The organism is Paraoerskovia marina DSM 21750, from assembly GCF_000701465.1.
GTDB lineage: Bacteria > Actinomycetota > Actinomycetes > Actinomycetales > Cellulomonadaceae > Paraoerskovia > Paraoerskovia marina.
This window is the reverse complement of the sequence record NZ_JNIY01000009.1, coordinates 25,903-50,310: the sequence shown is the minus strand read 5'-3', so window position 1 is coordinate 50,310 and position 24,408 is coordinate 25,903. Positions and strand designations below refer to the sequence as shown.

At 70.6% G+C, this 24,408-nt stretch carries 23 protein-coding genes; 12 read left to right on the top strand and 11 right to left on the bottom strand.

Going from position 1 to position 24,408, the window contains the following annotated elements:
• Positions 1-65: 65 nt before the first annotated feature.
• Complete coding sequence (locus Q343_RS0111620) at positions 66-1,157, top strand: YeiH family protein (protein WP_052367161.1); 1,092 nt, start codon at positions 66-68, stop codon at positions 1,155-1,157.
• 11 nt (positions 1,158-1,168) lie between these two features.
• On the opposite strand, the gene Q343_RS0111615 is transcribed toward Q343_RS0111620, so the two are convergent.
• The gene (locus tag Q343_RS0111615; RefSeq protein WP_043110035.1) at positions 1,169-2,131 is read right to left on the bottom strand and encodes an aldo/keto reductase; all 963 of its coding nucleotides are present in this window, start codon (positions 2,129-2,131) and stop codon (positions 1,169-1,171) included.
• Positions 2,132-2,316: 185 nt separating this feature from the next.
• On the opposite strand from Q343_RS0111615, the gene Q343_RS0111610 reads away from it, so the two are divergent.
• On the top strand, positions 2,317-5,355 hold the full coding sequence (locus Q343_RS0111610) for a glycoside hydrolase family 9 protein (protein ID WP_155990734.1): 3,039 nt from the start codon (positions 2,317-2,319) through the stop codon (positions 5,353-5,355).
• Positions 5,356-5,361: 6 nt separating this feature from the next.
• Here Q343_RS0111610 and Q343_RS0111605 read toward each other — a convergent pair whose 3' ends face one another.
• Both Q343_RS0111605 and gltX read right to left on the bottom strand, forming a co-directional pair.
• Entirely contained in the window at positions 5,362-6,114 is a 753-nt protein-coding gene (locus Q343_RS0111605; protein ID WP_029253747.1) for an HAD family hydrolase, read from the bottom strand.
• Between the two features lie 7 nt (positions 6,115-6,121).
• Positions 6,122-7,618, bottom strand: a complete 1,497-nt coding sequence (gltX, locus tag Q343_RS0111600; RefSeq protein ID WP_029253746.1) for a glutamate--tRNA ligase — start codon at positions 7,616-7,618, stop codon at positions 6,122-6,124.
• 87 nt (positions 7,619-7,705) lie between these two features.
• Between gltX and Q343_RS0111595 the strand changes: the two genes are divergently transcribed.
• Positions 7,706-8,938, top strand: coding sequence for a hypothetical protein (locus tag Q343_RS0111595; protein ID WP_052367160.1), 1,233 nt, complete (start codon positions 7,706-7,708; stop codon positions 8,936-8,938).
• Positions 8,939-9,003: 65 nt separating this feature from the next.
• Here the strand turns inward: Q343_RS0111595 and Q343_RS0111590 are convergent, their stop codons facing one another.
• Both Q343_RS0111590 and Q343_RS0111585 read right to left on the bottom strand, forming a co-directional pair.
• Entirely contained in the window at positions 9,004-9,783 is a 780-nt protein-coding gene (locus Q343_RS0111590) for a fumarylacetoacetate hydrolase family protein (protein ID WP_029253744.1), read from the bottom strand.
• Positions 9,784-9,818: 35 nt separating this feature from the next.
• On the bottom strand, positions 9,819-10,691 hold the full coding sequence (locus tag Q343_RS0111585; RefSeq protein ID WP_029253743.1) for a methyltransferase domain-containing protein: 873 nt from the start codon (positions 10,689-10,691) through the stop codon (positions 9,819-9,821).
• 99 nt (positions 10,692-10,790) lie between these two features.
• Here Q343_RS0111585 and Q343_RS0111580 point away from each other — a divergent pair, with 99 nt between their 5' ends.
• Positions 10,791-11,804 (top strand): aldo/keto reductase, encoded by a 1,014-nt coding sequence (locus Q343_RS0111580; RefSeq protein ID WP_052367159.1) that lies wholly within the window; start codon positions 10,791-10,793, stop codon positions 11,802-11,804.
• Positions 11,805-11,813: 9 nt separating this feature from the next.
• Here Q343_RS0111580 and Q343_RS14130 read toward each other — a convergent pair whose 3' ends face one another.
• Positions 11,814-12,707, bottom strand: coding sequence for a DUF4190 domain-containing protein (locus Q343_RS14130; protein ID WP_043110033.1), 894 nt, complete (start codon positions 12,705-12,707; stop codon positions 11,814-11,816).
• A gap of 202 nt (positions 12,708-12,909) precedes the next feature.
• Between Q343_RS14130 and Q343_RS0111570 the strand changes: the two genes are divergently transcribed.
• From Q343_RS0111570 to Q343_RS0111560, 3 genes are read left to right on the top strand one after another with little or no spacing between them, the layout of a single operon-like run.
• The gene (locus tag Q343_RS0111570) at positions 12,910-13,299 is read left to right on the top strand and encodes a CHY zinc finger protein (RefSeq protein WP_052367158.1); all 390 of its coding nucleotides are present in this window, start codon (positions 12,910-12,912) and stop codon (positions 13,297-13,299) included.
• Positions 13,275-14,183, top strand: coding sequence for a 3-methyladenine DNA glycosylase (locus Q343_RS0111565; protein WP_029253739.1), 909 nt, complete (start codon positions 13,275-13,277; stop codon positions 14,181-14,183). Before Q343_RS0111570 ends, Q343_RS0111565 begins: the two co-directional genes overlap by 25 nt.
• Positions 14,184-14,205: 22 nt before the next feature.
• A complete protein-coding gene (locus Q343_RS0111560) occupies positions 14,206-15,006 on the top strand; it encodes an aminoglycoside 3'-phosphotransferase (protein WP_029253738.1) in 801 nt (266 codons plus the stop codon).
• On the opposite strand, the gene Q343_RS0111555 is transcribed toward Q343_RS0111560, so the two are convergent.
• Complete coding sequence (locus tag Q343_RS0111555) at positions 14,999-16,459, bottom strand: alanine/glycine:cation symporter family protein (protein WP_029253737.1); 1,461 nt, start codon at positions 16,457-16,459, stop codon at positions 14,999-15,001. The genes Q343_RS0111560 and Q343_RS0111555 overlap by 8 nt on opposite strands.
• A gap of 126 nt (positions 16,460-16,585) precedes the next feature.
• Here Q343_RS0111555 and Q343_RS0111550 point away from each other — a divergent pair, with 126 nt between their 5' ends.
• Together Q343_RS0111550 and ybaK are read left to right on the top strand one after the other, a co-directional pair.
• On the top strand, positions 16,586-19,249 hold the full coding sequence (locus Q343_RS0111550) for a DEAD/DEAH box helicase (RefSeq protein ID WP_029253736.1): 2,664 nt from the start codon (positions 16,586-16,588) through the stop codon (positions 19,247-19,249).
• Between the two features lie 40 nt (positions 19,250-19,289).
• Positions 19,290-19,802: a Cys-tRNA(Pro) deacylase gene (gene ybaK / locus Q343_RS0111545; RefSeq protein WP_029253735.1), complete on the top strand. Its 513-nt coding sequence runs from the start codon at positions 19,290-19,292 to the stop codon at positions 19,800-19,802.
• A 40-nt stretch (positions 19,803-19,842) separates the two neighbouring features.
• Here the strand turns inward: ybaK and Q343_RS0111540 are convergent, their stop codons facing one another.
• A complete protein-coding gene (locus tag Q343_RS0111540) occupies positions 19,843-20,283 on the bottom strand; it encodes a YccF domain-containing protein (protein ID WP_052367157.1) in 441 nt (146 codons plus the stop codon).
• 9 nt (positions 20,284-20,292) lie between these two features.
• Between Q343_RS0111540 and Q343_RS0111535 the strand changes: the two genes are divergently transcribed.
• Positions 20,293-21,069, top strand: coding sequence for a YggS family pyridoxal phosphate-dependent enzyme (locus Q343_RS0111535; protein WP_052367181.1), 777 nt, complete (start codon positions 20,293-20,295; stop codon positions 21,067-21,069).
• The gene (locus Q343_RS0111530; RefSeq protein ID WP_043110032.1) at positions 21,066-21,599 is read left to right on the top strand and encodes a GNAT family N-acetyltransferase; all 534 of its coding nucleotides are present in this window, start codon (positions 21,066-21,068) and stop codon (positions 21,597-21,599) included. The genes Q343_RS0111535 and Q343_RS0111530 overlap by 4 nt, the downstream gene beginning before the upstream one ends.
• A 91-nt stretch (positions 21,600-21,690) precedes the next feature.
• Here the strand turns inward: Q343_RS0111530 and Q343_RS15205 are convergent, their stop codons facing one another.
• Positions 21,691-21,909, bottom strand: coding sequence for a hypothetical protein (locus Q343_RS15205; protein ID WP_029253731.1), 219 nt, complete (start codon positions 21,907-21,909; stop codon positions 21,691-21,693).
• Here Q343_RS15205 and Q343_RS14125 point away from each other — a divergent pair.
• Entirely contained in the window at positions 21,887-22,435 is a 549-nt protein-coding gene (locus Q343_RS14125; RefSeq protein WP_081829798.1) for a GNAT family N-acetyltransferase, read from the top strand. The two genes, Q343_RS15205 and Q343_RS14125, sit on opposite strands and share 23 nt — an antisense overlap.
• Before the next feature lie 91 nt (positions 22,436-22,526).
• Here the strand turns inward: Q343_RS14125 and lplAB are convergent, their stop codons facing one another.
• On the bottom strand, positions 22,527-23,576 hold the full coding sequence (lplAB, locus tag Q343_RS0111515) for a lipoate-protein ligase LplAB (protein ID WP_029253729.1): 1,050 nt from the start codon (positions 23,574-23,576) through the stop codon (positions 22,527-22,529).
• Positions 23,577-23,646: 70 nt separating this feature from the next.
• Positions 23,647-24,357, bottom strand: a complete 711-nt coding sequence (locus Q343_RS14600) for a pentapeptide repeat-containing protein (RefSeq protein ID WP_029253728.1) — start codon at positions 24,355-24,357, stop codon at positions 23,647-23,649.
• Between the last annotated feature and the right edge of the window lie 51 nt (positions 24,358-24,408).

The following is a 24,408-nucleotide window of genomic DNA, read 5'->3' as shown; positions in this document are numbered from 1 at the left end:
CTAGGCTATACCTCGGTAGGAACCTGGGCCTTCCGGACGACCGCCGCCTCACGCAGGCTGGCACCATGGCTCAGACGACCCGCCCCGGCCCCGCACACCTGGACGCCGCCCCCCGCACACCGTCCCGCACCCTCGGGATCCTTGCCGTCGCCGTCGCCTCGCTCGCGGTGATCTCTGTCGCACGGTTCGCCCCCACGGTCTCCCCCATGGTGATCGCGCTCGCCGTCGGGGCGATCGTCGGCTCGGCGCTCGGCGCCCGCTCCAACCCCTCCGGTCGCCGCGGGGAGATCATCGGCTCGACCCGGCCCGGCACCGACTGGGTCGCCACCAAGGTGCTGCGTCTCGCGGTGATCCTCCTCGGCATCCAGCTCTCGATCCCCGACCTGCTCGCCCTGGGCTGGGAGGGGCTGGCCATCGTGCTGGCGACCGTCACGGTCACCTTCACCGCGACCCTGGCGATCGCCCGACTCCTCAAGCTCCCGCGGGTCACGGGACTGCTCGTGGCCACCGGGTTCTCGATCTGCGGCGCGGCGGCCGCCTCCGCGATGAAGGGCGTCGTCGACGACGCCTCGTCGCCGGACCAGGCCGAGGAGAACGACGACGCGATGGCCGGAGCCCTCGCGCTCGTGACGATCTACGGCTCGCTCGCGATCGTGGTACTCCCGTGGCTCGCGGATCTGATGTCCTTGAACGACCACATGGCCGGCCTCTGGATCGGCGTCAGCACCCAGGAGGTCGCCCAGGTCGTCGCGGCGGCAGGAACCATCTCGACGACCGCTCTCGCGACGGCGACCGTCGCCAAGCTGGCCCGCGTGGCCCTCCTCGCCCCCCTCGTCACCGGCGCCGGGATCGTCGCGGCGCGCCGTCACCCGGGCACGGACACGACCGGCTCGAGGCGTCGCGTCCCGGTCCCCGGGTTCGTGATCGGGTTCGTGATCGCCGTCCTGATCCGGAGCACGGGAATCCTCCCCGACTCGTGGATCACGGTCATCGTGGCCACGACGAACGTGCTGTTCGTCGCCTCGATGTTCGCGATGGGGCTCAACGTCGACCTGCCGCACCTGCTCCGGACGGGCCGCAAGGTCCTCCTGCTGGGGTTCCTGTCGGCCTGCGTCGTCACCGTCACCGGGCTTCTCGCCGTCCTGCTCCTCGCGTAGCCCGGCAGCGGTCAGCGCGAGATCGCGACGTCCCGCGCGCTGCGCCACCCGGAGGTCGGGGTGAAGGCGGCCGAGACCTCGTCGAGCGCGCGGACCTCGTCCGTCGCGAGGTCGAGCTCGCCGGCCTCGACGTTCTTCTCGAGCTGTTCGACGCTCGACGCCCCGGGGATGGCCGCCACGTTCGGCCGCGAGACAATCCATGCCAGGGCGACCTGCGAGGACGTGACGTCGTGGGCGTCCGCGACGTCACGGAGCACGTCGAGCAACGGCCGCACCCGGTCCAGGTTCTCCCGCGTGAAGAGCGGGTTCACGCGACGCACCCCGGAGCGAGGCCGGTTCGACGCGTCGTACTTGCCCGACAGGAGCCCCTGCGCCAGCGGGCTGTACGCGATGACGAGCCGGTCGTTCGCCTGGGCAAACGGGATCAGGTCTGCCTCGGGGTCCCGGTGCACCAGGCTGTACTGCACCTGGTTGGAGAGGACGGGGGCACCGAGAGCGGAGTCGGCCTTCTGCCAGCGGTCCAACGAGTAGTTGCTCACCCCGACGGCGTCGACGAGACCCGTGCGGCGCAGGCTGGCCATCCCCGGCATGGTCGAGCCGTCCCGGATCACCGGGTTCGGCTGGTGCACCTGGTAGAGATCCATCTGCTGCACTCCGAGCCGGTCGGCACTCGCGACCGCGCGCTGCTGGGTCACGGAGCCCGTCGGCCACACCGGGAAGATCTTCGACGCGACGAGCGCCTCGTCGCGTCGGTCCCCGAGCGCCTCGCCGAGGATCCGCTCGGACCGGCCGAAGCCGTACATCTCAGCGGTGTCGAAGAGCGTCACGCCCAGGTCCAGCGCTCGCTCGACGATGCGCCGTGCCTGGTCGGTGGCGTACCCGTCCCCGTACCCCCACTCCTTCGACCCGAACTGCCACGTCCCTACCCCGATGACGGACAGCGGCTTCTTGAGACCAAGATCGATGTAGCGCACGAAGACTCCTTCGATGGTGTGACGGACACGTACCCGGCACAACGGTCCAGCCCCGCAGCCATTCCCGCACGCCGACCGTTGCTGTAATCTTCGTCACATCACGCAGTTGCACGCCTCCACCCCCGCACGGATGGGAGCGCTTCCACGCTGCGTGTGCCCGAGTCACCGACGACTGAGAGGTTCCCGTGCACCGCAGACAGAGAACACGCCTGGCCGGAGCGGCCATCACGTCGGCCGCTCTCGCCCTCGCCACCATCGCTCCCGCGAGCGCCGACGTCGCCAACGGCGACTTCTCGGCCGGTCTCGACGGCGGATGGTGGTCGACCGCCAACCTGCCCGTCGACGTGGTCGACGGCGCGCTGTGCGGCGACGTCCCTGCCGGGACCAGCAACCCGTGGGACGCGATCGTCGGCCAGGACGGACTGGACCTGCCCGCCGGCGACTACGTCTTCACCTTCGCCGCGTCCGGCACCGGTCCGGTCAAGGGCATCGTCCAGGACCCGGTGACGTACGCCGAGGCCGCGAGCGTGACCTCCGCCGTCGCCGGCGCGGACGGGTTCGTGACCCACGAGGTCGCGTTCACGGTCGAGGAGGAGACCGACGACCTTCAGCTCGCCTTCCAGGTGGGCGGGTCCGCGGACGCGTGGACCTTCTGTGCCGACGACGTCGCCGTGACCCCCGCCGGCACCGAGCTCCTGGCGACGACGACGTTCGAGGACGGCACCGCACCGTGGTTCGTCTCGGACCCGTCCCTGCCGAACGACGTCGTCGACGGCTCCTGGTGCATCGAGGTTCCCGGCGGGACCGAGGACCCGTGGGACGTCATCGTCGGGTACAACGACCTGACGCTCGCCCCCGGTGACTACGCGCTCGCGTACGAGGGGACGGGAGCGGGGCCGGTGCGCGCCCTGGTCGGCCTGCAGGTCGACCCGTACACGGTGTACGGCGAGACGTCCGGCATGCCCGGCGCAACCTCGTTCTCGGTCTCCGACGCCGGCGGTGACCGTACGCAGACGCAGGTCGCCTTCCAGATCGGCGGGGCCGCGGAGCCGTGGACGTTCTGCCTCGACTCCGTGTCGCTCCTCAGCGGGACGACGCCGGAACCGTACGTCCCGGAGACGGGCCCACGGGTCCGCGTGAACCAGGTCGGCTACCTGGCCCAGGGCCCGAAGCGCGCGACGGTCGTCACCGACGCCGCCGACGCGCTCACCTGGAGCCTCGTCGACGGGTCAGGCGACACCGCGGCCGAGGGGACGACCGTACCGACAGGACTCGACCCGTCGTCGGACCAAGCGGTCCACACGATCGACTTCTCCGAGGTCTCCGTCCCGGGCACGTACACGCTCACGGCGGACGGTGAGACGTCGTACCCGTTCGAGATCGGGACCGACGCGTACGAGAGCCTGCGGACCGACGCACTGAACTACTTCTACCTGGCACGCTCCGGGATCGAGATCGACGCGGAGATCGTCGGCGCTGACTACGCGCGCCCAGCTGGCCACGTCAGCGCTGCGGGCGGCCCGGACACGAACCAGGGCGACCGGGACGTCGCGTGCCAACCCGTCGAGGAGTCAGTGGCGGTGTACGGCGAGCCGTGGACCTGCGACTACACGCTCGACGTCGTCGGCGGCTGGTACGACGCAGGCGACCACGGCAAGTACGTCGTCAACGGCGGTATCGCGACCGCGCAGCTCCTGCAGACCTACGAGCGCACCAAGACGGCGGCCAGCACGGACGCGGGCGCGCTCGAGGACGGGACGCTCGCGGTGCCCGAGACCGGCAACGCGGTGCCGGACGTCCTGGACGAGGCACGCTGGGAGCTCGAGTTCATGCAGTCGATGATGGTGCCGGACGGGGAGGAGCTCGCCGGGATGGCGCACCACAAGGTGCACGACTACGGCTGGACGGGGCTGCCCCTCCTGCCCCACCGGGACGGGCAGACCCGATACCTGCACCGCCCCTCGACCGCCGCGACGCTGAATCTCGCGGCGACGGCCGCCCAGGGTGCCCGCCTCTTCGCCCCGTACGACGGGGAGTACGCCGCCGCGCTGCTCGACGACGCCCGTACGGCATGGAGCGCCGCCCTCGAGCACCCCGACCTGTTCGCCCCGGCGGCGGACGGCAACAACGGCGGCGGCCCGTACGACGACGACGACGTCTCGGACGAGTTCGTCTGGGCCGCGGCAGAGCTGTTCCTCACGACCGGCGAGCAGGCGTTCGAGGGGTACCTCCTCGAGCACGACGACGTCCTGGCGACCTCGGTCGACGTGGAGGGCTTCAGCTGGGGATCCGTCGGTGCGCTGGCCGTGATGGACCTCGCGACGGTGCCGAACGACTACGCGGGACGCGACGACGTCGTGGCCACGTTGCTCGCCGGGGCAGACGAGATCGCGGCCGTCCAGGCGGACCAGGCCTACGGGATGACCTACGCGGGCGCCGAGGACGGCACGTGGGTCTGGGGCTCGAACTCCAGCGTCCTCAACACGATGGTCGTCCTCGGTGCCGCGTACGACGTCAGCGGTGACGACGCGTACCGCGACGCGGTCGTCGAGAGCGCCGACTACCTGCTCGGCCGCAACGCCCTCAACCTCAGCTACGTCACCGGGTACGGCGACGTCTACTCCCAGAACCAGCACAGCCGGTGGTTCTCCGCCCAGCTGAACGCCGAGCTCCCGCACCCGCCGGCAGGGTCGGTCGCCGGTGGACCGAACTCGGACAGCCCGACGTGGGACCCGACGCTCGCCGCCCTCATGACGGACGGCTGCGCACCCCAGTTCTGCTACGTGGACGACATCCAGTCGTGGGCCTCGAACGAGATCACGGTGAACTGGAACTCGGCGCTCTCCTGGGTCGCGTCATTCCTCGCGGACCAGGACCAGGGAGCGCCGACGGCGGAACCGAGCTGCGCCGTCGAGTTCATCGAGCACGGCACCTGGCCGGGCGGATCGACCAACCAGATCTGGGTCACGAACACCGGGACGTCTCCTCTGACCTGGTCCAGGCTGATGTGGTCCTGGAGCGCCGACCAGTCGGTGACACGACAGGCCTGGAGCGCCGGCTGGTCCCAGGAGGCGTCGCACGTCACCGCGCAGAGCATGTCCTGGAACGCCACGATCCGGCCTGGCCAGCGGGTCACGATCGGCTTCGTCGGCGATCCGGGCTCGCTCGCCTCGGCGACCCCTGAGCAGTTCTGGCTCGACGGAGCACCCTGCTCGACGTCCTAGCCGCGCCTAGCGTCGCAGGGCGTCCGTCAGGTCGGCCAGCGAGGAGATCACCGTCACACCCGACGCGCGGGCCGCCTCCGGATCCTCCGGGTGCGGCCCGCCGCGCCGGGCCCCGGGACGGTCGATCCAGACGCCGTGGAGCCCTGCGGCGATCGCACCCCGGGCGTCGACGTCGAGCTCGTCCCCGACGTAGACCGTCCGGGCGTGCTCGGTCCCCAGAAGTCGGCACGCCTCGTGAAAGACGCGAGGGTCAGGCTTGCCCACCCCCAGGTCGTCGACGGCCACGAGGAGCGGCACCAGGTCCGCCAGGCCGGTCCGGGCGATCTTCTCGACCTGCATCTCGCGGGCGGCGTTCGTCAGCACACCCACCCGGAATCCCCTCCGGACGAGCTCCTGCAGGGCCGGCGCCGCGTCGTCGTGCGCCACCCAAGCACCACGGAACGCCGCGGAGTAGGCGTCCCGCCACCGCGCGTACGCGGCGTCGTCGAGCTCGACGCCGCCGAACGCGAGCTGGAGCTCATTCGCCCGGAGCATCCGCTGCGCGTCGAACGACAGCTCCCCGCGCGTGTAGGCGCGGTACCTCCCTGAGACGTCCGCACGCCACGTCGCGACGACCTCCGGGTGACGGTCGGCCGGAAGGTGCGGCAGATACGTCGTCGCCACCGCACCGATCGCGGCCGCGAAGGCGACCTTCGTGTCGACGAGGGTGTCGTCGAGATCGAAGACGACGGCCTCGACCTCGTCGAAGCCCCGCCTCACCGCGAGATCACAGCGTCGAACGGAGGCTGCGGAGCCGCGCGAGCGTGGAGTCCTTGCCCAGGATCTCCATCGACTCGAAGAGGGGCGGGGAGACGCGGCGGCCGCTGACCGCGACGCGCAGCGGAGTGAACGCGAGGCGCGGCTTCATCTCGAGGCCCTCGACGATGGCGGCGTTCAGCGCCGTCTGGATCGGCTCGGCGGTGAAGTCGTCCAGACCGTCCAGGGCTGCGACCGCGGCGTCGACGACCTCGGCCGCCGACTCCTTGAGAGCCTTGCGGGCGTCGTCCTCGACGACGAGGTCGGCGTCGTCGGTGAAGAGGAAGCCGAGCATCCCCACTGCTTCACCGAGCAGCGTCATGCGCTCCTGCGTGAGCGGTGCGGCCGCCGTCAGGACCTCCTGGTCGCGCGCGCCGAGGTCCGCGAACGAGTCCGCGGGAACGACTCCGGCCGCGTGCAGGTAGGGCACGAGCCGGTCGCGGAAGTCGTCCGCCTCGAGACGCCGCACGTGCGTGGCGTTGATCGACTCGGCCTTCTTGATGTCGAACCGGGCGGGGTTGGCGACGACGTCGTGGATGTCGAAGGCCTCGACCAGCTCCGTGACGGTGAAGATGTCGTGGTCCGGCGAGATGGACCACCCGAGAAGTGCGAGGTAGTTGAGCAGACCCTCCGGCGTAAAGCCGTTGTCCCGGTGCAGGAAGAGGTTCGACTCGGGGTCACGCTTCGAGAGCTTCTTGTTGCCCTCGCCCATGACGTACGGCATGTGGCCGAACTCGGGGACGTCGTCCGCGACACCGATCGCGACGAGCGCCTGGTAGAGGGCGATCTGACGAGGTGTCGAGGAGAGCAGGTCCTCGCCGCGCAGCACGTGCGTGATCTTCATCAGCGCGTCGTCGACCGGGTTGACGAGCGTGTACAGGGGGCTGCCGTCGGTCCGCACGATCGCGAAGTCCGGGACGGTACCGGCCTTGAAGGTGATCTCTCCGCGGATCACGTCGGTGAACGTGATGTCCTCGTCCGGCATCCGCAGACGGAGGATCGGGGTCCGCCCCTCGGCACGGAAAGCCGCCTTCTGCTCGTCCGTCAGGTCGCGGTCGAACCCGTCGTAGCCCTGGGTCTTGATCCCCCGGGCGGCGTTGCGGGCCGCCGTCTCCTCCGGCGTCGTGAACGACTCGTAGGCATAGCCACCCTCCACGAGCCGACGGACGACGTCCTGGTAGAGGTCACCGCGCTCCGACTGCCGGTACGGCGCGTGCGGGCCACCGACCTCGGGGCCCTCGTCCCAGTCGAGCCCGAGCCAGCGCAGCGCCTCGAGCAGCTGCTCGTAGCTCTCCTGAGAGTCGCGCGACGCGTCCGTGTCCTCGATCCGGAAGACGAAGGCACCGCCGGTGTGACGTGCGTACGCCCAGTTGAACAGGGCGGTCCGGATCAGCCCGACGTGCGGGGTGCCCGTCGGCGAGGGGCAGAAGCGGACACGGACGGGGGCGGTACCGGGTGCAGGGATCACACGGCGCAGTCTATCGACCGCTCACCGCTGCTCACGTCGCACTATTGCGATTCGTTCTCGACTTCTGCTTAGATCCTCCTCATGCGAATGATTCTCACTACAAAGAAGACGGCCGCCCTCCTCGCCCTCTCCGTCGTGGCGCTCACGGGCTGCGCCGACGACACCACCGGGGTCGCGGCGTCGTCGGACACGACCACCGCCGCGACCGAGTCCGACGAGCCACAGGCCCGGCTCGTCGTCGCCCACGACGGTGGCGTCGTCGTCCTCGACCCCGCCGACGAACTCGCGGAGATCGCCCGGTTCGACACCGCAGAACGGCCCCGGCTCGCCGTTGCGTCCGACGACCGCCACGTCTATCTCACCCAAGCGGAAGAGGGCACGATCACAGCGCTCGACACCGGCACCTACGGCCAAACGCACGGTGACCACGACCACTTCTACGTCCAGGAGCCCGCGCTCCGGGAAATCCAGCTCTCCGGGGACAGACCCGTCCACGTCGTCAGCCACGACGGCCGCACCGCCGTGTACTTCGACGGCACCGGCACTGCCGAGGTCTTCGACGACGCCGGACTCGTCGACGACCTGCTCGACACCACCACCGTCGACTCGGGCACCGTGCACCACGGAGTGGTCGTCCCGTTCGGCGACGGGACACTCGTCAGCGAGGTCACCGGCGACTCGCCGCTCGCCGACACCGTCGCCGTGCGCGACGCCGACGGCGAAGAGGTCGCCCGGCACGAGAACTGCCCCATGCTGCACGGTGAGGCCACGCACGACGACACCGTCGCATTCGGGTGCGCAGACGGGGTGCTGCTCGTCACCACCGAAGGGGCCTCGCTCGTCCCGAACCCTGAAGGTTCGGGCGACGACCGCGTCGGCAGCCTCTACGCCTCGCAGGCCTCGGACGTGATCGTCGGGAACTTCGGCGAAACCACTCTCTCGCTCCTCAATCTGGCGAACGCAACTCTCACGACCGCTGACGTCGGCGGTGCATACCGTCCCATCGCTCGCGGCGAGGACGGGTCCGCACTCACGCTGCGTCTCGACGGCGTGCTCGTCGGCATCGACCCGGAGACGGGCGAAACGCTCGGCACGGTCGAGGCGATCGATGCCTACACGATCCCCGAGGGCCACGGTCAGGTCGCGCCGACACTCGCCGTCGTCGGACATACGGCATATGTCACGGATCCTGCCGGGCAGCGCATCGTCGCCGTCGACACGGAGACGTGGACAGTCAGCGGGGAGTTCGCACCGGGCGTCGCGCCTGCCCAGGCCGTGGCCGTGAATGCTCCTGCCGGCGAGGCCGGGCACGACCACTGAGCTCGAGCCCCGGACGTACCCTGCCGTGAGGCGGCAGGAGTGCGAGCCGACCCGGTGGTGCGTCGTTAGCGGCGCACCACCGGGTTCGCGAGCACGCCGAGGCCCTCAACCTCGCACTCGACGCGGTCCCCCTCGACGATCGGTCCGACTCCCGCGGGGGTACCGGTCAGGATGACGTCGCCAGGAAGCAGCGTGAACGCCTCGGAGATGTACGAGATCAGATAGGGAATGTCGAAGATCATGTCGCGCGTCCGGCCGTCCTGGCGAGGAGTGCCGTTCACCCGTGACGAGACGCCGACGTCGTCCGGGTCGAGGTCCGTGTCGATCCACGGTCCGAGCGGGCAGGCCGAGTCGAAGCCCTTGGCGCGTGCCCACTGCCCGTCGCCGCGCTGCGCATCCCGGGCGGTGACGTCGTTGGCCACCGTGTAGCCGAGGACGTAGGTGAGCGCGTCCTTGGGATCGACGTTCTTCGCGAGCCGCCCGATGACGACGGCGAGCTCGGCCTCGTACGAGACCTCCTGCGTGAAGTCAGGAAGCACGATCGGGTCGTCGGGGCCCACGACGGCCGTGTTGGGCTTGAAGAAGATCAGCGGCCGCTGCGGGAGGTCGTTGCCCATCTCCTTGGCGTGGTCGGCATAGTTGCGGCCGACGCCGACCACCTTGGACCGGGGAATGACGGGGGCGAGCAGGCGCACACCGTCGCCGAGCTCGATCCGCTCCCCCGTCGGCATCGCCGGCTGGTACAGCGGGTCACCGCTCAGGACGGCAAGGAAGGTCTTGTCGCCCTCCTCCTGCACGAAGGCGTAGCGGGGGTCGTCTCCAGTGGTAAATCTCGCGATGCGCACGGAACCAGGTTATCCCCCGTGACGCGCGGTCATGCTCAGGCGCGGGCGAGCACCTCGCCGTGCAGCACGGCGAACCACCCCGCGGGCTCCTCCGCCCAGTGCAGCCAGTCCTGCGCGAGCTGCTCGAGCGCGACGTCGTCGGCGAGCCCGGACTCCTTGGCCTGGACGGCAAAGTTCGACTCGATGCACCGCTCGGCCCAGAGTCCGCCCCACCAGCGACGGTCGGCCGGGGTCGAGTAGCTCCAGACACCCGCCGAGGGCGTGATCGTCTCGGCCGGAAAGCCCGCCTCCTGGACCCAGGAGAGCAGCCTCCGGCCCGCGTCCGCCTCGAAGCCGTAGGCGCGCGTGACCTCGTGGTAGAGCTCGTTCCACTCCGTGAGCCCGTGGGAGTCCGGGTACCAGGTCATCGCCGCGTAGTCCGACTCCCGGACCGCGACGTACGCACCAGGCTTCGCGACCCTGCGCATCTCGCGCAGCGCGGCGACGGGGTTGGACAGGTGCTGGAGCACCTGGTGGGCGTAGACGACGTCGAACGTGTCGTCCTCGAACGGGAGGTGGTAGGCGTCGGCCCGCCGGAACTCGACGTTCGAGACCTCGGTGTCCGCCGCGTGCTCCCGTGCCGCCGTGAGCACCTTCTCGGACGCGTCGACGCCGACGACGCTCCCCCCGGGGACGTGCCGCGCGAGGTCGACCGTGACCGTGCCGGGGCCGCAGCCGACGTCGAGAACCGCGGCCTGCTCCGTCAGGTGCGGCAGCAGGAAACCGGCAGAGTTCTCCGCGGTCCGCCATCGGTGGGAGCGCAGGACGGACTCGTGATGCCCGTGCGTGTAGGACTCGGACTCCTTGCTCGGAGTGCTGCCGCGAGCCCCGGTGGGGGCGTCGAGCGGCTCGGCGGAAGAGTTGGTCATGTCCTTACAGTATGGCGACGCCTCCCGAACGCAGGCCCGTTCTCGCATGCTGAGCGAGTGCCAGTCATGCCCTCCGCCGAGCGACGCTATCGTCGGATCATGACGGCGCACGCAACCTCGACGAACCCCGCCCCCCGGCTCGACCTGAACAGGCTGGGCCGCTCGGGCCTGGCCGTCACCGGAGTCGGTCTCGGCTGCAACAACCTGGGCCGGACCAATGCCGTGACCTCGACGTTCGAGGGAAGTCGCGACGTCGTGCACGGTGCGCTCGACGCCGGTGTCACGTTCTTCGACACGGCCGACAACTACGGCGCCCGCGCGGGGCTCAGCGAAGAGTTCCTGGGTCGCGCCCTGGGTGCGCACCGCGACGAGGTCGTCGTCGCGACGAAGTTCGGGATGCCGACCCGCGGTCTGAACGGGCCGGACTTTCGCGCCCGAGGATCCCGCCGCTACATCGCCAAGGCGGTCGAGGGCTCGCTGCGCCGCCTGGGCACCGACTACATCGACCTCTATCAGTTCCACACCCCCGACGACGAGACTCCCGTCGACGAGACGCTCTCCGCCCTCGACGACCTCGTCCGTCAGGGCAAGGTCCGGTACGTCGGGCACTCCAACCGCGCCGGGTGGCAGATCGCCGACGCCGAGCACGTCGCCCGGTCGCAGGGCACCACCCGGTTCGTCTCGGCCCAGAACCACTACAACCTTCTCGACCGCCGTGCCGAGCTCGAGGTGCTGCCCGCGGCGCAGGCGTACGGCATCGGCGTGCTTCCCTACTTCCCGCTCGCCAACGGCCTGCTGACCGGCAAGTACACGAGCGGCAACCGGCCCGAGGACAGCCGCCTCGTGCGGAACAAGCCCGGACTGCTCGAGACCGCACCGTGGGAGCAGCTCGACCAGCTCCACCAGTTCTGCGTCGAGCGGGACGTCACCGAGCTCCAGGTCGCCTTCGGCTGGCTCCTCGCGCAGCCCGCCGTCGCCTCGGTCATCGCAGGGGCGACCACGCCCGAGCAGATCGCCCAGAACGCGGCGGCGTCGACGTGGCGACCGAGCGACGACGACGCCGCGCGCCTGGACGAGATCTTCCCCCGGCCGGAGAAGATCGCGCTGTTCTGACGACCAGGATCAGGAGGCGACGAGGATCTCCTCGTGCTCGAGGAAGTCGGGCGAGACCTCCATCGTCAGGTCGTCCGGGTCCTCGACCCCGTAGCCGACGACGAACGAGACGCTCTTGCCCGGCATCACCTTGGTGTCGGGCGAGCCGCTGATGTCGTCGTCGTAGACGGAGTCGCTCTCGGCGCCGCCGGACGCCAGGCTCGTCGTGAACAAGGACGGGTCGAAGGGCTCGTCGGTCCCGTTGTCGACGGTGATCGTGAACTTCACGTGCGCCGGAGCGTCCTCGCCCCCGAACGCCCACTCGCCGGGCGTGAACGACTCAGGCTCGGAGATCGTCACCGCCAGCCCGTCGTCGTACGTGTAGGTGCTGCCGAAGGAGGCGTTGTCGCTCTCGCCCGAGGTGTCGTCGGCCGGGGCATCCTCGGTCGAGCCGTCCGTGGAGTCGTCGGGGGCTGTCTCCTGCCCCTCGTCGTCGCCGGTCGACGGGGCGGTCTCCTCGACGTCGGACGTGATCTCGTCGATCGCCTCGCCGTAGGCCGACTGCGAGGCGAGCACACCGATGCCCGCGGTGATCGCAAGGACGATCCCCGCGATCGCCATTCCTCGACCACCCCTCCCCTTGCGGATCGCGCCGACGAGGGCGACGACGCCGAGCGGGAGCCCGACGAGCGCGAGCACCATCGCGAGGTTGTTCACGATCGGGACGAGGCAGAGAACCACCGCGATGATCCCGAGGACGAGGCTCGCGACGGCGAGTCCGGACCCTCCCTTGTCGGCGGGCTCCGCCGACGGCTCGACAGGCTGCCAGCCACCCTCGGTGAGAACGTGGCCGTTCACCACCTCTCCGAGCTCGTACTGCCGGGGCGTGTCCGTCGGCTCGGCGGGCCTGCTGCGGTCGTCCATGTCTCCTCCTGGTGTCGGGTGGCGCGCTGCCGTCGGGACCACGCGCGGCGTGGGCGAGACCCACATTTCGATTGTGCGGGCCGAAGCAGTCGGGAACTCGTGATCACCGGCGGCACACAGGAGATCTGCCCCTGACCCGTCCGGCGTCTGCGCACGCCGCTCACACGGACTCCACGGCAGACCCGTGCGATAGGTTGCGCCCGTGACCGGCCCACACCCCCTCCGAGGCTGCCCCGTCGACGACCAGAGCCGATGCGTCCACCACGGCGGGCCGCTCGACGTCGTCGCTCTGCACCTCGTGTGCTGCGACGCCTGGTTCCCGTGCCACGCGTGCCACGAGGAGACCGCGGACCACACCGCCGTTCCGCGTCCTGCCGACCGGTTCGACGAGCCCGCCGCCCGGTGCGGCGTGTGCGGCCGGACGATGACGGTCCCCGAGTACCGCGGCGTGACGTCGTGCCCGGGGTGCGAGGCGTCCTTCAACCCGGGATGCGCGGCCCACGCGCACCTGTACTTCGAGATCGACGACGACACCGGCCGACGCTGGCATCGTCCTAGGCTGGAGGCATGCTCCCCTCGACCACCGCCGTGATTCCGGCCGCGACCTGGCAGCCCGCCGCGGCCGACCACGCGAGACGCGCCGACGCGCTGACAGCCACCTGGCGAGCGTCCCGCGACCGCGGTGAGAAGCACGCGATCGAGGACTTCCTGTTCTCCTACTACCCCACCCGCGTGAGCCACCTGCGCCGGTGGCACCCGGGCGTCGGCAGAGCTCTCGCCGGCGACGGGACCGGCGCGGCAGAGACCGACCTCGCCGAGCGCAGCACGTGTCGCTGGTACGCGCGCCTGCCCGACGCGACGGTCGCGCTCGACGCGGACGCGTTCGTCGCCGAGCGTGGCGGGACCGTCCACCGCGTCAGGGCACTGCTCGTGGCGACGGCCGGACGACCGGGCCACTTCGGCTGCTTCGGCCTGCACGAGTGGGCGATGGTCTACAAGGACCGCGCCGCGGGTCGCGACCAGCGGCACCCGCTCCCGCTGAGGCTCGGTCACGAGGGCACCGACGCGGTCGTCGAGCAGCACCCCGTCCGGTGCTCCCACTTCGACGCGTTCCGCTTCTTCACGCCCGAGGCCCGCGACCACAACCAGTGGCGCCCCACCCGGGAGAACCAGCCGGCGACGGAGCAGGCCGGGTGCCTGCACGCCGGGATGGACCTGTACAAGTGGGCGACGAAGCTCTCCCCCGCCGTCCCCGGGGACCTGCTCCTGGACTGCTTCGAGCTGGCACGGGACATCCGCTACCTCGACATGCGCGCGTCCCCGTACGACGTGTCGTCCTACGGGCTCGACGCCGTACCGATCGAGACGGCGTCGGGCAAGGCCGAGTACGTGCGCTCCCAGCGCGAGTTCGCCGAACGAGGGCAGGCGCTCCGGGGACGGCTCGTCGAGGTCTGCGACCGACTTCCGTTGATCTGACCCATACGCCACACTTGCGCTCATGACGGTCATCGCGGGCCCACCTTCCGGGCCGGTCGCTCTCCCGCCCCACGTGACGTCCCTGCTCACCCTGCTCGGGGTCGCGACCGACGACGTGGTGCCGGTCTGGCAGGGCACCACCGGCGTGCTCACGTTCCGAGCGGGCGCGCACCACGTCAAGTGGGCCCCCGCATCCTCGGGGATCGACGTCACGGTCGAGGCCGACCGGATCTCCTGGGCGGCCCCGCACGTGGCGGTGCCCGAGGTCGTCGGGCAGGCATCCTCGCCCGAGGGGTCCTGGATGGTCACGCGGACGCTTCCCGGGTCCAGTGCCGTCGCCGAGCGCTGGCTCGCCGACCCCGAGGCGGCTGCGCGCGCCGTCGGACGGGGGCTGCGCACGTTCCACGACTCGCTGCCCGTCGAGACGTGCCCGACGGAATGGTCGATCGCGGCGAGGGTCGCCAACGCCCGGACGCGCGTCGACCGCGGAGACTCCCGCGCGCTGTGGGCACCGGAGCACCGCGGGTACAGCATCGGCGAGGCGCTCTCGCTCCTCGCCTCCCCGCCTCCCCTCGACCTCGTCGTCTGCCACGGCGACGCGTGCCTGCCCAACACCCTGCTCCACGACGACGGCGCGCTCGCCGGGCACGTCGACCTCGGGACCCTGGGCGTGGCGGACCGCTGGGCGGACCTGGCCGTCGCGGCCTGGAGCACGGGGTGGAACTACGGCGAGGGGTACGAGGACGCGCTGTACGCCGGCTACGGGCTCGCCCCCGACCCCGCGAAGATCTCCTACTACCGCCTGCTCTGGGACCTCAGCTAGACGAGCTGCCCGTCGAGGACTCCGACGGCGTCCAGACGTCCCCGGGCAGGTCCCCCGGAAGGTTCGGGTTCCCGACCCCGACGAACTGCTCGTCGACGCCGCGGCGGCGCATCGACTCGTAGTCCTTCAGCGCCCCGATCGCCCATCGGCCGAGCAGGACGATCGCGACGAGGTTGACGAGGGCCATGAACGCCATCGCGACGTCCGCGAGCGCCCACGCGGTGGTGAGCGTGGCCAGTGCCCCGACACCCACGCTGGCGAGGACGAGCGTGCGGAGCCCGGTCAGTGCCCGACCCCGGACGCCCAGGAACGTCAGGTTCCCCTCGGCGTAGGAGTAGTTGCCGAGGATCGAGGAGAACGCGAAGACGAAGACGAGGATCGTCATGGGCCAGGTGGTCCACGTACCGAGCTCTGCGGCGACCGCAGCCTGGGTCAGCGACGCCCCGGCGGCCTCCCCCGTGACGCCCGGCTGGTACACCGACGGGCCCGCGATCAGGATGATGAAGGCCGTGGCCGAGCAGACCACGATCGTGTCGACGAAGACGCCGAGCGACTGGACCAGGCCCTGCTTGGCGGGGTGGCTCACCGTGGCGGTGGCCGCGGCGTTGGGGGCGGACCCCATCCCGGCCTCGTTGGAGAAGAGCCCTCGCTTCACGCCGTTGAGGACGGCGGCGAGAACTCCACCGGCCGTTCCGGCGAGCGCCTCGTCGAGCCCGAACGCCCCGTCGACGATCTGGCGGAACACCTCGGGGACAGCACCGAGGTTCGTCAGGACGACGACGAGGGCGAGCAGGAGGTAGGCACCGGCCATGAACGGCAGCACGTAGCCGGCGAACGTCGCGATGCGCCGGATGCCGCCGTAGAGGATGGGCGCGACGATGATCATCAGCAGGACGGCCGTCCACGCCGGGGAGACGGCGCCCGTGGCACCGAGGACGTCGGAGATCGTGTTGGCCTGGACCATGTTGAAGGCGAACCCGAACGCGAAGATGAGGAGGACGGCGAAGACCATCCCCCATCTCCGCGACCCGAGACCGCGCTGGATGTAGTAGGCGGGGCCACCGCGGAACGACCCGTCGTCGGAGCGCACCTTGTACATCTGGCCGAGCGTGGCCTCGACGAACGCCGTGGCCATCCCCACCAGCGCCACCATCCACATCCAGAAGATCGCACCCGGGCCACCCAGTGTCAGCGCGACCGCGACTCCGGCGATGTTCCCGGTGCCGACGCGCGAGGCCAGGCCGACGGCGAACGCCTGGAAGGACGAGATCCCGTCCTTGGCGTCGTCCGTGGATCCGCCGACCACACGCAGCATGAGGCCGAAGAGGCGCACCTGGACGAATCGCGTCCGGATCGTGAAGTACACGCCCGCGCCGAGCAGCACGTAGATCAGGACATAGGAGTACAGCAGGTTGCTCAGCGGGTCGATGACCGCCTCCTGGAACGCCTCCACGGAGTGCCTCCTGTCTCGGATGGTGACGCCGGGTGCGTCCAGCCGTGCAGGCGACGCTAGGGCAGAGCAGCGCTTCGCGCTCGTCCGCGCCGTCCGTGTCCCCGCCAGGTGGGAGGATGGGCGGCGATGACGACGACGCCCCGCCCCGCCAGCCTGGCCAGTCACCTGCCCGAGCAGGTGATCGGCATGCGACCCGACCCCGACGAGCTGTACCTGGGCTTCACCGGCTGGGCGGAGGCCCGGGGCATCGACCTCTACCCGCACCAGGACGAGGCCGTGATGGAGATCGTCTCCGGCTCGCACGTCATCCTGGCGACACCGACGGGGTCGGGGAAGTCGCTCGTCGCGGTCGCGGCACACTTTGCCGCCCTGGCCGCGCACCGCAACCGGCGGACCGGTCGGACGTTCTACACGGCCCCGCTCAAGGCCCTGGTCAGCGAGAAGTTCTTCGATCTCGTCGCGGCCTTCGGCTCGGAGAACGTCGGGATGATGACCGGCGACTCGTCGGTCAACCCGGGTGCGCCCATCATCTGCTGCACCGCCGAGATCCTCGCGAACATCGCCCTGCGCGACGGCGACCAGGCCGACGTCGGCCAGGTCGTCATGGACGAGTTCCACTTCTACGCCGACCCGCAGCGCGGCTGGGCGTGGCAGGTCCCCCTCCTCGAGCTGCCGCAGGCGCAGTTCGTGCTCATGTCGGCCACGTTGGGCGACACCTCGATGTTCGTCGAGGACCTCACCGAGCGCACCGGCAGGCCGGTCGCCGAGGTCACGAGCGCCGACCGCCCCGTGCCCCTCACGTTCTCCTACGTCCTCGACCCGGTCGGCGAGGTCATCGAGGAGCTGGTCACGACCCACCGGGCGCCCGTCTACGTCGTCCACTTCACGCAGAAGGACGCGATCGACCGCGCCCAGTCGCTGCTGAGCACCAAGCTCTGCACCCGCGAGCAGAAGGACGCCATCGCCGCCGAGCTCGGCGACTTCCGGTTCGGGACCGGGTTCGGCAAGACGCTCAGCAAGTTCCTGCGCCACGGCGTGGGCGTCCACCACGCGGGAATGCTCCCGAAGTACCGGCGCGTCGTCGAGCGCCTGACCCAGGCGGGTCTGCTCAAGGTGGTCTGCGGGACGGACACGCTCGGGGTCGGCATCAACGTGCCGATCCGGACCGTCCTGCTCACCAGCCTCGTGAAGTTCGACGGCGAGCGGATGCGGCACCTCACGGCGCGCGAGTTCCACCAGATCGCCGGTCGCGCCGGACGCGCCGGGTTCGACACCCTCGGCGAGGTGCTCGTGATGGCGCCCGAGCACGTCATCGAGAACCGCAGGCTCGTCGCCAAGGCGGGCGACGACCCGAAGAAGCTCAAGAAGCTCGTGCGCAAGAAGGCACCCCAGGGCGCGGTGAACTGGACGGACGCGACGTTCGAGCGACTCCGCGACGCCGACCCGGAACCGCTGACGAGCCACTTCACGGTCAGCCACGCGATGGTCCTCAACGTCCTCGCCCGTGGTGTGGAGGACCCGTTCACCGGACGCGAGGCACGCGACCCGATCGCCGCGATGCGCCACCTCCTGACCGCCAACCACGACACCGAGGCCCAGCGCGACCGGCACGTGCGCCAGGTCTTCCGGATCTACCGGTCGTTGCGGATCGCCGGGATCGTCGAGCGCTACCGCGTCACAGACCCGTCGCACCCGCGCGGGGAGAGGCCGGAGGTCCGGCTCGTCGTCGACCTGCCGCGCGACTTCGCCCTCAACCAGCCGTTGTCCCCGTTCGCGCTGGCTGCCCTCGACCTGCTCGACGTCGAGTCCCCGACCCACGCGCTCGACGTCGTCTCCGTCCTCGAGTCCACGCTCTCGGACCCGCGCCAGGTGCTGATCGGTCAGCAGCACCAGGCACGCGGCGAGGCCGTGGCCGCGATGAAGGCCGAGGGCATCGAGTACGAGGAGCGCATGGAGCTGCTCGACGAGGTCACGTGGCCCAAGCCGCTGGCCGACCTCCTCGAGCCTGCGTTCCAGACCTACAAGAAGGCCAACCCCTGGGTGGCGGACGCCGAGCTCTCGCCGAAGTCCGTCGTCCGCGACATGCTCGAGCGCGCCATGACGTTCGGCGAGTTCGTGTCCGGCTACGGGCTCGAGCGCACCGAGGGCGTGGTGCTGCGCTACCTCGCGGACGCCTACCGCACGATGCGACAGACCGTCTCCGAGGAGCACCGCACCGAGGACGTCCACGAGGTCACCGAGTGGCTCGGCGAGCTCGTCCGCGGCACGGACTCCTCGTTGCTCGACGAGTGGGAGCGCCTGGCGAACCCCGTCGACGACGACGCGGACGGCGCGACCGGAGACACCCCGCTCGCCGGTGCGGACACCGACGAGCCGGTGCGCCCGGTGACGGGCAACCCGCGCGCGTTCCGCCGACTCGTCCGCAACGCGCTCTTCCGCAGGGTCGAGCTCGCCGCGAACGAGCGGTACGAGGCGCTCGCCGAGCTCGACGGCACGGACGGCTGGGACGCCGACGCGTGGGGCGAGGCCCTCGACCCGCTCTTCGAGGCACAGGGCGACGACGCGATCGGCATCGGCCCCCAGGCTCGCGCGACGTCGATGATCCACATCCTCGAGTCGGGCACGACACCGGCCGGGACGTCCGTCGAACGCGGGACGTGGTGGGTCCGGCAGATCCTCGACGACCCCGACGGCGACCACGACTGGGCGATCACCGCCGTCGTCGACCTCCCGGCGAGCGACGAGGCCGGCGAGGTCGTGCTGCGCGTGGAGTCCGTCGGGCCGATGTGACGCGGTCGCACGGGCCGCCCGGCCACGGCATGATCGGCACGTGAGCAAGAAGAAGCAGATGCCGCACGCAGGGACTCCCGCCGTCACGGCGCTCGACCGCGCGGGTGTTCGACACACGCTGCATCCGTACGAGCACGACCCGTCGAGCACGCTCGGGTACGGGCTCGAGGCGGCGGCCGCGATCGGCGCGGACCCTGCCTGCGTCCTGAAGACGCTCATGGCGCGCGTGGACGGCCACCTCGTCGTCGCGGTCGTGCCCGTCACCGGATCCCTGGACCTCAAGGCCCTCGCCCACGCGGTCGGGGCCAAGAAGGCGACCATGGCCGACCCTGCCGACGCCGAGCGCGCGACGGGCTACGTCGTCGGGGGGATCTCGCCGCTCGGACAACGGCACCCGCACAGCACGGTGATCGACGAGAGCACCCGCGAGCACGAGACCGTCTACGTCTCCGGCGGGCGACGCGGGCTGGACATCGGCCTCTCCCCGACTGACCTCGCCCACCTGACGAACGCCGTCGTCGCGCCGATCGCCCGCTCCGACACGTCGTCCTGAGCGCCGCGCCGGTGGCGGTCAGCGGCTGATCAGCAGGCGGTCAGCGTGTCGGGTACTGCGGGTTCTGCGGGTACTGCCCTGCCGGAGGCGTGTACGCCTGGTACCGCGCGTCGACCGGGACGATGTCCTTTCCGAGCGGGAGCAGCGAGACCGGGATCATCTTCAGGTTGGCGATCCCGAGCGGGATCCCGATGATCGACAGGAACATCGGGATCGAGGTCAGCACGTGGCTGATGGCCAGCCAGATCCCCGCGACGAGGAGCCAGATGACGTTGCCGATCGTCGACCACGCCCCCGAGGTCGGCTTGTCGACGACGGTGCGACCGAAAGGCCACAGGGCGTATCCCGCGATGCGGAACGAGGCGATCCCGAACGGGATGGTCACGATCAGGATGCAGCAGACGATCCCCGCGACCACGTAGCCCAGCGCGAGCCAGACCCCGCCGAAGAGCAGCCAGATGATGTTCAACAGTGTGCGCACCCGTCCATGATGACACCCCGGGGCACCTACACTCGGCACGTGTCCTCCGTAGCCGACCGTCTCGACCAGGTCCACGCGCGCGTCGAGCGGGCCGCCCGCGACGCCGGCCGCGACCCCGCCGAGATCCGGGTCCTCGTGGCGACCAAGACGCAGGACGCCGACGCCGTCCGGGAGGCCGTCGAGGCCGGGGCCACGTTGATCGGCGAGAACCGGGTCCAGGAGCTCACGGCGAAGGCCCCCGAGCTCGCCGATCTTGTCGCGGCCGGGGCGCTGACGGTCCACCTGATCGGGCACCTGCAGAAGAACAAGATCAACGCCGCTCTCGCCGCGGCGTCCGGGATCCAGTCCGTCGACTCGCTCGCGCTGGCTCGCGCCCTGTCGACCCGGTGCGAGCGTTCAGGGCACGACCTCGACGTCATGATCCAGGTCAACGTCTCCGGCGAGGCGTCCAAGTCGGGTGTCGCCGCCGACGACGCGAGGCAGCTCGCGCTCGAGGTCGCCACGCTGCCGTACCTGCGCCTCAAGGGGTTCATGACGATCGGCGCCAACACCGCGGACGCTGCCGTCGTCCGAGCCGGCTTCTCGCGGCTGCGCACGATCCGCGACGCCGTGCACGCCTCCGGTGCCCCCGGAACCTCCGAGGCCCGAGAACTGTCCATGGGGATGAGCCGCGACCTCGACCTCGCGATCGCCGAGGGCGCGACCGTCGTCCGCGTCGGGACGGCCGTGTTCGGCCCACGCCCCACACCCCCGACCTCCACACCGATCACAGGAGACCCCGCATGAGCGACCGCCCCGCACTCCGCCCTGCCACCGAGGCCGACGTCGCGGCTCTCGTCGAGCTGAACAACGCCGCCTACCCGGCCGTGCCGACCATGTCCGCCGAGGAGATCCGTGATCTGCTCGCCGTCGCCGACGCCTCGCTCGTCGGCGTGGACCCCGCCGAGCCCGAGACCCCGCGTGCGCTGCTCGTTCTCGTCACCCCCGGCGCGGCATACGCCAGCGAGAACTACGCGTGGTTCGAGGAGCGCGAGGCGTCGCACCTCTACGTCGACCGGATCGTCGTCGCGGAGGACGCACGCAACCAGGGATGGGGTGCCGCGCTCTACGAGGCCGCGTTCGCGGCGGCGGCGGACCGGGGCCTGGCGGTCGTGACCTGCGAGGTCAACCTCGACCCGCCGAATCCCGGTTCCCTGCGCTTCCACCACCGGCTCGGCTTCGAGCGCGTGGGCGAGCAGATCACCAAGGGCGGGACGGTCACCGTCGAGATGTTGCGGGCGGACGCCGGTCGGGGCGAGGCCTCGGCGGCCGAATGATCAATCGGGCTTGACTAACGATTGACACTTCTTCTATGCAGGTCCGGTGTCGGTCCGCGATCGTTCTCGCTATGCTAGCGAGGATGGACGGTCAACGTTCGCCCCGCGATGCTGCCAGCAGGACGAGGAGCACCAGCGCGGAGCCTCCACCGATCGTCCTCGCGGGCTCCAGCGCCTGACGGCGCGGCTGCACCAGGCCCGTGGAGCGGAGCAGGCAGCAATCGTGCTGCGTGCGCCGCGTGCGCTCCTCACCCGGGCGCACGAATCCGCCTGAGGAGAGGAACCAGATGACGAGCACGACCGCAGACATCGCAGGGCGCACCGTGGAACCCGACGACGTGGTTCTCCGGCCAGCACGCACCGATGACATCGAGCGGATCGTCGAGCTCAACAACGCATCGGCCCCCGCGGTGCCGATCACCCCGATCGAGGACATGGCGCGCCTCGTCGAGGACTCCACCCTCACCCTCGTCGCCGCGGCCCCTGAGTCCGACGAGGCGCTCGGATTCGTCGTCACGTTCGACGGCGGCATCGACGACTTCGACGCCGAGAACTACACCTGGTTCGAGGACCGCGACTTCTCGCACTACTACGTCGACCGGATCGTGCTGGGCGAAGAGGCCCGCGGCCTGGGGATCGGGCAGCAGTTCTACGACCGGATCTTCGAGATCGCCCGAGCCGAGGGGCGCGACGCGGTCACCTGCGAGGTCAACATCGACCCGATGAACGCCGGCTCGCTCCGGTTCCACGGCCGCCTCGGGTTCGAGGGACACGGCGAGCAGCGGATCCACGAGAACACGGTGACGGTGCGCAAGCTCGCAGCGCCCGTTCGCTGACACCGGCTGTCACAGCAAGAACGACGCGGTGCCGCGCAGCCTCTGCTGCGCGGCACCGCGTCGTTCGTCCCACGGTCACGGATGCCCGGTCTCAGGGCACGCGCGCGGTCCACTCGGGCGTCGCGAACTTGAGGCGTGCGAGCTCCTCGGCGCGAGCCCGCTCCTCGGGCGTCACCGAGCTCTCCTGCGTGCGATAGCGGCCGCGGAAGTGCGACTTGAACGCCTCGATCACGTCCTCACGGGCCATCCCGGTCTGCGAGCGGACCGGGTCGACGCGCTTGTTGGCGCTCTTGGTGCCCTTGTCGCTCATCTTCTCCCGACCGATGCGCAGGACGTCGAGCATCTTGTCCGCGTCGATGTCGTACGCCATCGTCACGTGGTGCAGCACCGCTCCCCCTCGAAGCCGCTTCTGCGCGGCACCCGCGATCTTGCCGGCGGGCGAGGCGATGTCGTTCAACGGCTGGTAGGTCGCCTGGACACCGACGTCCGCGAGCGCCCCGAGCACCCAGTCGTCCAGGAACGAGTACGAGCGCTCGAAGCTGAGGCCCTCGACCAGCGACCCGGGGACGGTCAGGGAGTACGTGATCGTGTTGCCAGGCTCGATGAACATCGCGCCACCGCCCGAGACGCGGCGGACGACCGTCACGCCGTGGCGGTCGGCAGCCTCCGTGTCGACCTCGTTCTTCAACGACTGGAACGAGCCGATCACGACGGTCGGGTCCGCCCACTCCCAGATGCGCAGCGTCGGGCCACGACGCCCCTCGTCGAGCTCCTCGGCCAGCACCTGGTCGATCGCCATCTGCATCGCCGGGTTCTCCGGGCCGTCGTGGATGATCTCGAAGACGTGGTCGGACCAGTCCGTGGCGTGCCCGAGCGCGCGACGTACCGCGATCGCGACCGCCTCGGGGGTGAACCCGACCATGGTCACGTCGTCGCCGAGCACCGACTCGACCGCTCCGGCGAGCTGTGCGACCGTCGCGGTCTCGGGCATGCCCAGGAGGGCACCGTCGATGTCCTCGAGCGCGTCGTCGGGCTCGAGGAAGAAGTCGCCGCTGACAGCAACTCGGGCCAGCCGCCCGTCCTCCGTCTCCACGTCGACCGCCACGAGCTTTCCACCTGGGACCTTGTACTCTCCGCGCATGTCGACAGCGTATTGCCCCGTCGGCACGACGGCGAGAGGCTGACCTGTCTCCTCGGTCACCCTCGGGCGATCAGTCCGAGTCGTCGAGCGGTTCGAGCAGCAGCCCGAGGTCCTGCTCCGAGATCCGCAGCGCCTGCGCCACGGCGTCACAGGCGCCGGCCGCGACCGCCCCCGGGTCGGCACCGCTCGGCCATGTCGTCGACTCGTCCCAGCAGGTCGACCCGCCCGGCGTCCCCCGCAGGTCCGCCTCGCTGAGGTCAGCCCCGCGCAGGTCGACGAGATCGAGTCCCGAGACGTCGAGCGTCGCACCGACGAGGACCGCGTCGCGCATGTCGCTGTACGTCGGGCCCACGGCGTTCGCGAGCTCCGCGCCGGCGAGCACGCTGCCGACGAACGTCGCCCCGCGCAGGTCCGCACCGGCGAGGTCGACACCCGCCATCGAGGCGCCGGAGAAGTCGACGAGCCGCAGGTCCCAGCACCGCTCGTTCGCGGCACGAGCCCCGTCGTCGCCGACCTCGGAGTCGTCCCCGCACGCCATGTCGAGGCCGCTGAGCTCGGCCCCGGCCAGGTCGATACCGACGAGTGACGGGTCGGTGATGTCTCGCACCGAGAGCTCGCGCACCCACCGGGTGTTCTCGGCGACCTCCTGACGCTGGGCCACACGGTCCTCGATCGTCGCCGCCAGCCAGAGCCCGAACAGAGCGAGGAGGGCGCCGATCGTCAGATCACGCGTCCAGTCGTTGTCACGGAACCACCGCAACGCCCCGCCGACTCTCCCCATCGGTCGATCCTGGCGCGGATCATCCGTGACCGCGAGCGGGCGGAGCGTCGC

Bases quoted from the DNA above. Each gene is read 5' to 3' on its own strand.
- Q343_RS14600 (WP_029253728.1), bottom strand. From the start codon at position 24,357: ATGGGGAGAGTCGGCGGGGCGTTGCGGTGGTTCCGTGACAACGACTGG.
- Q343_RS14125 (WP_081829798.1), top strand. From the start codon at position 21,887: ATGACGAGCACGACCGCAGACATCGCAGGGCGCACCGTGGAACCCGAC.
- Q343_RS0111560 (WP_029253738.1), top strand. From the start codon at position 14,206: ATGACGGTCATCGCGGGCCCACCTTCCGGGCCGGTCGCTCTCCCGCCC.
- Q343_RS15205 (WP_029253731.1), bottom strand. From the start codon at position 21,909: ATGTCTGCGGTCGTGCTCGTCATCTGGTTCCTCTCCTCAGGCGGATTC.
- lplAB (WP_029253729.1), bottom strand. From the start codon at position 23,576: ATGCGCGGAGAGTACAAGGTCCCAGGTGGAAAGCTCGTGGCGGTCGAC.
- Q343_RS0111530 (WP_043110032.1), top strand. From the start codon at position 21,066: ATGAGCGACCGCCCCGCACTCCGCCCTGCCACCGAGGCCGACGTCGCG.
- Q343_RS0111620 (WP_052367161.1), top strand. From the start codon at position 66: ATGGCTCAGACGACCCGCCCCGGCCCCGCACACCTGGACGCCGCCCCC.
- Q343_RS0111550 (WP_029253736.1), top strand. From the start codon at position 16,586: ATGACGACGACGCCCCGCCCCGCCAGCCTGGCCAGTCACCTGCCCGAG.
- Q343_RS0111595 (WP_052367160.1), top strand. From the start codon at position 7,706: ATGATTCTCACTACAAAGAAGACGGCCGCCCTCCTCGCCCTCTCCGTC.
- Q343_RS0111535 (WP_052367181.1), top strand. From the start codon at position 20,293: ATGACACCCCGGGGCACCTACACTCGGCACGTGTCCTCCGTAGCCGAC.
- Q343_RS0111585 (WP_029253743.1), bottom strand. From the start codon at position 10,691: ATGACCAACTCTTCCGCCGAGCCGCTCGACGCCCCCACCGGGGCTCGC.
- Q343_RS14130 (WP_043110033.1), bottom strand. From the start codon at position 12,707: ATGGACGACCGCAGCAGGCCCGCCGAGCCGACGGACACGCCCCGGCAG.
- Q343_RS0111565 (WP_029253739.1), top strand. From the start codon at position 13,275: ATGCTCCCCTCGACCACCGCCGTGATTCCGGCCGCGACCTGGCAGCCC.
- Q343_RS0111580 (WP_052367159.1), top strand. From the start codon at position 10,791: ATGACGGCGCACGCAACCTCGACGAACCCCGCCCCCCGGCTCGACCTG.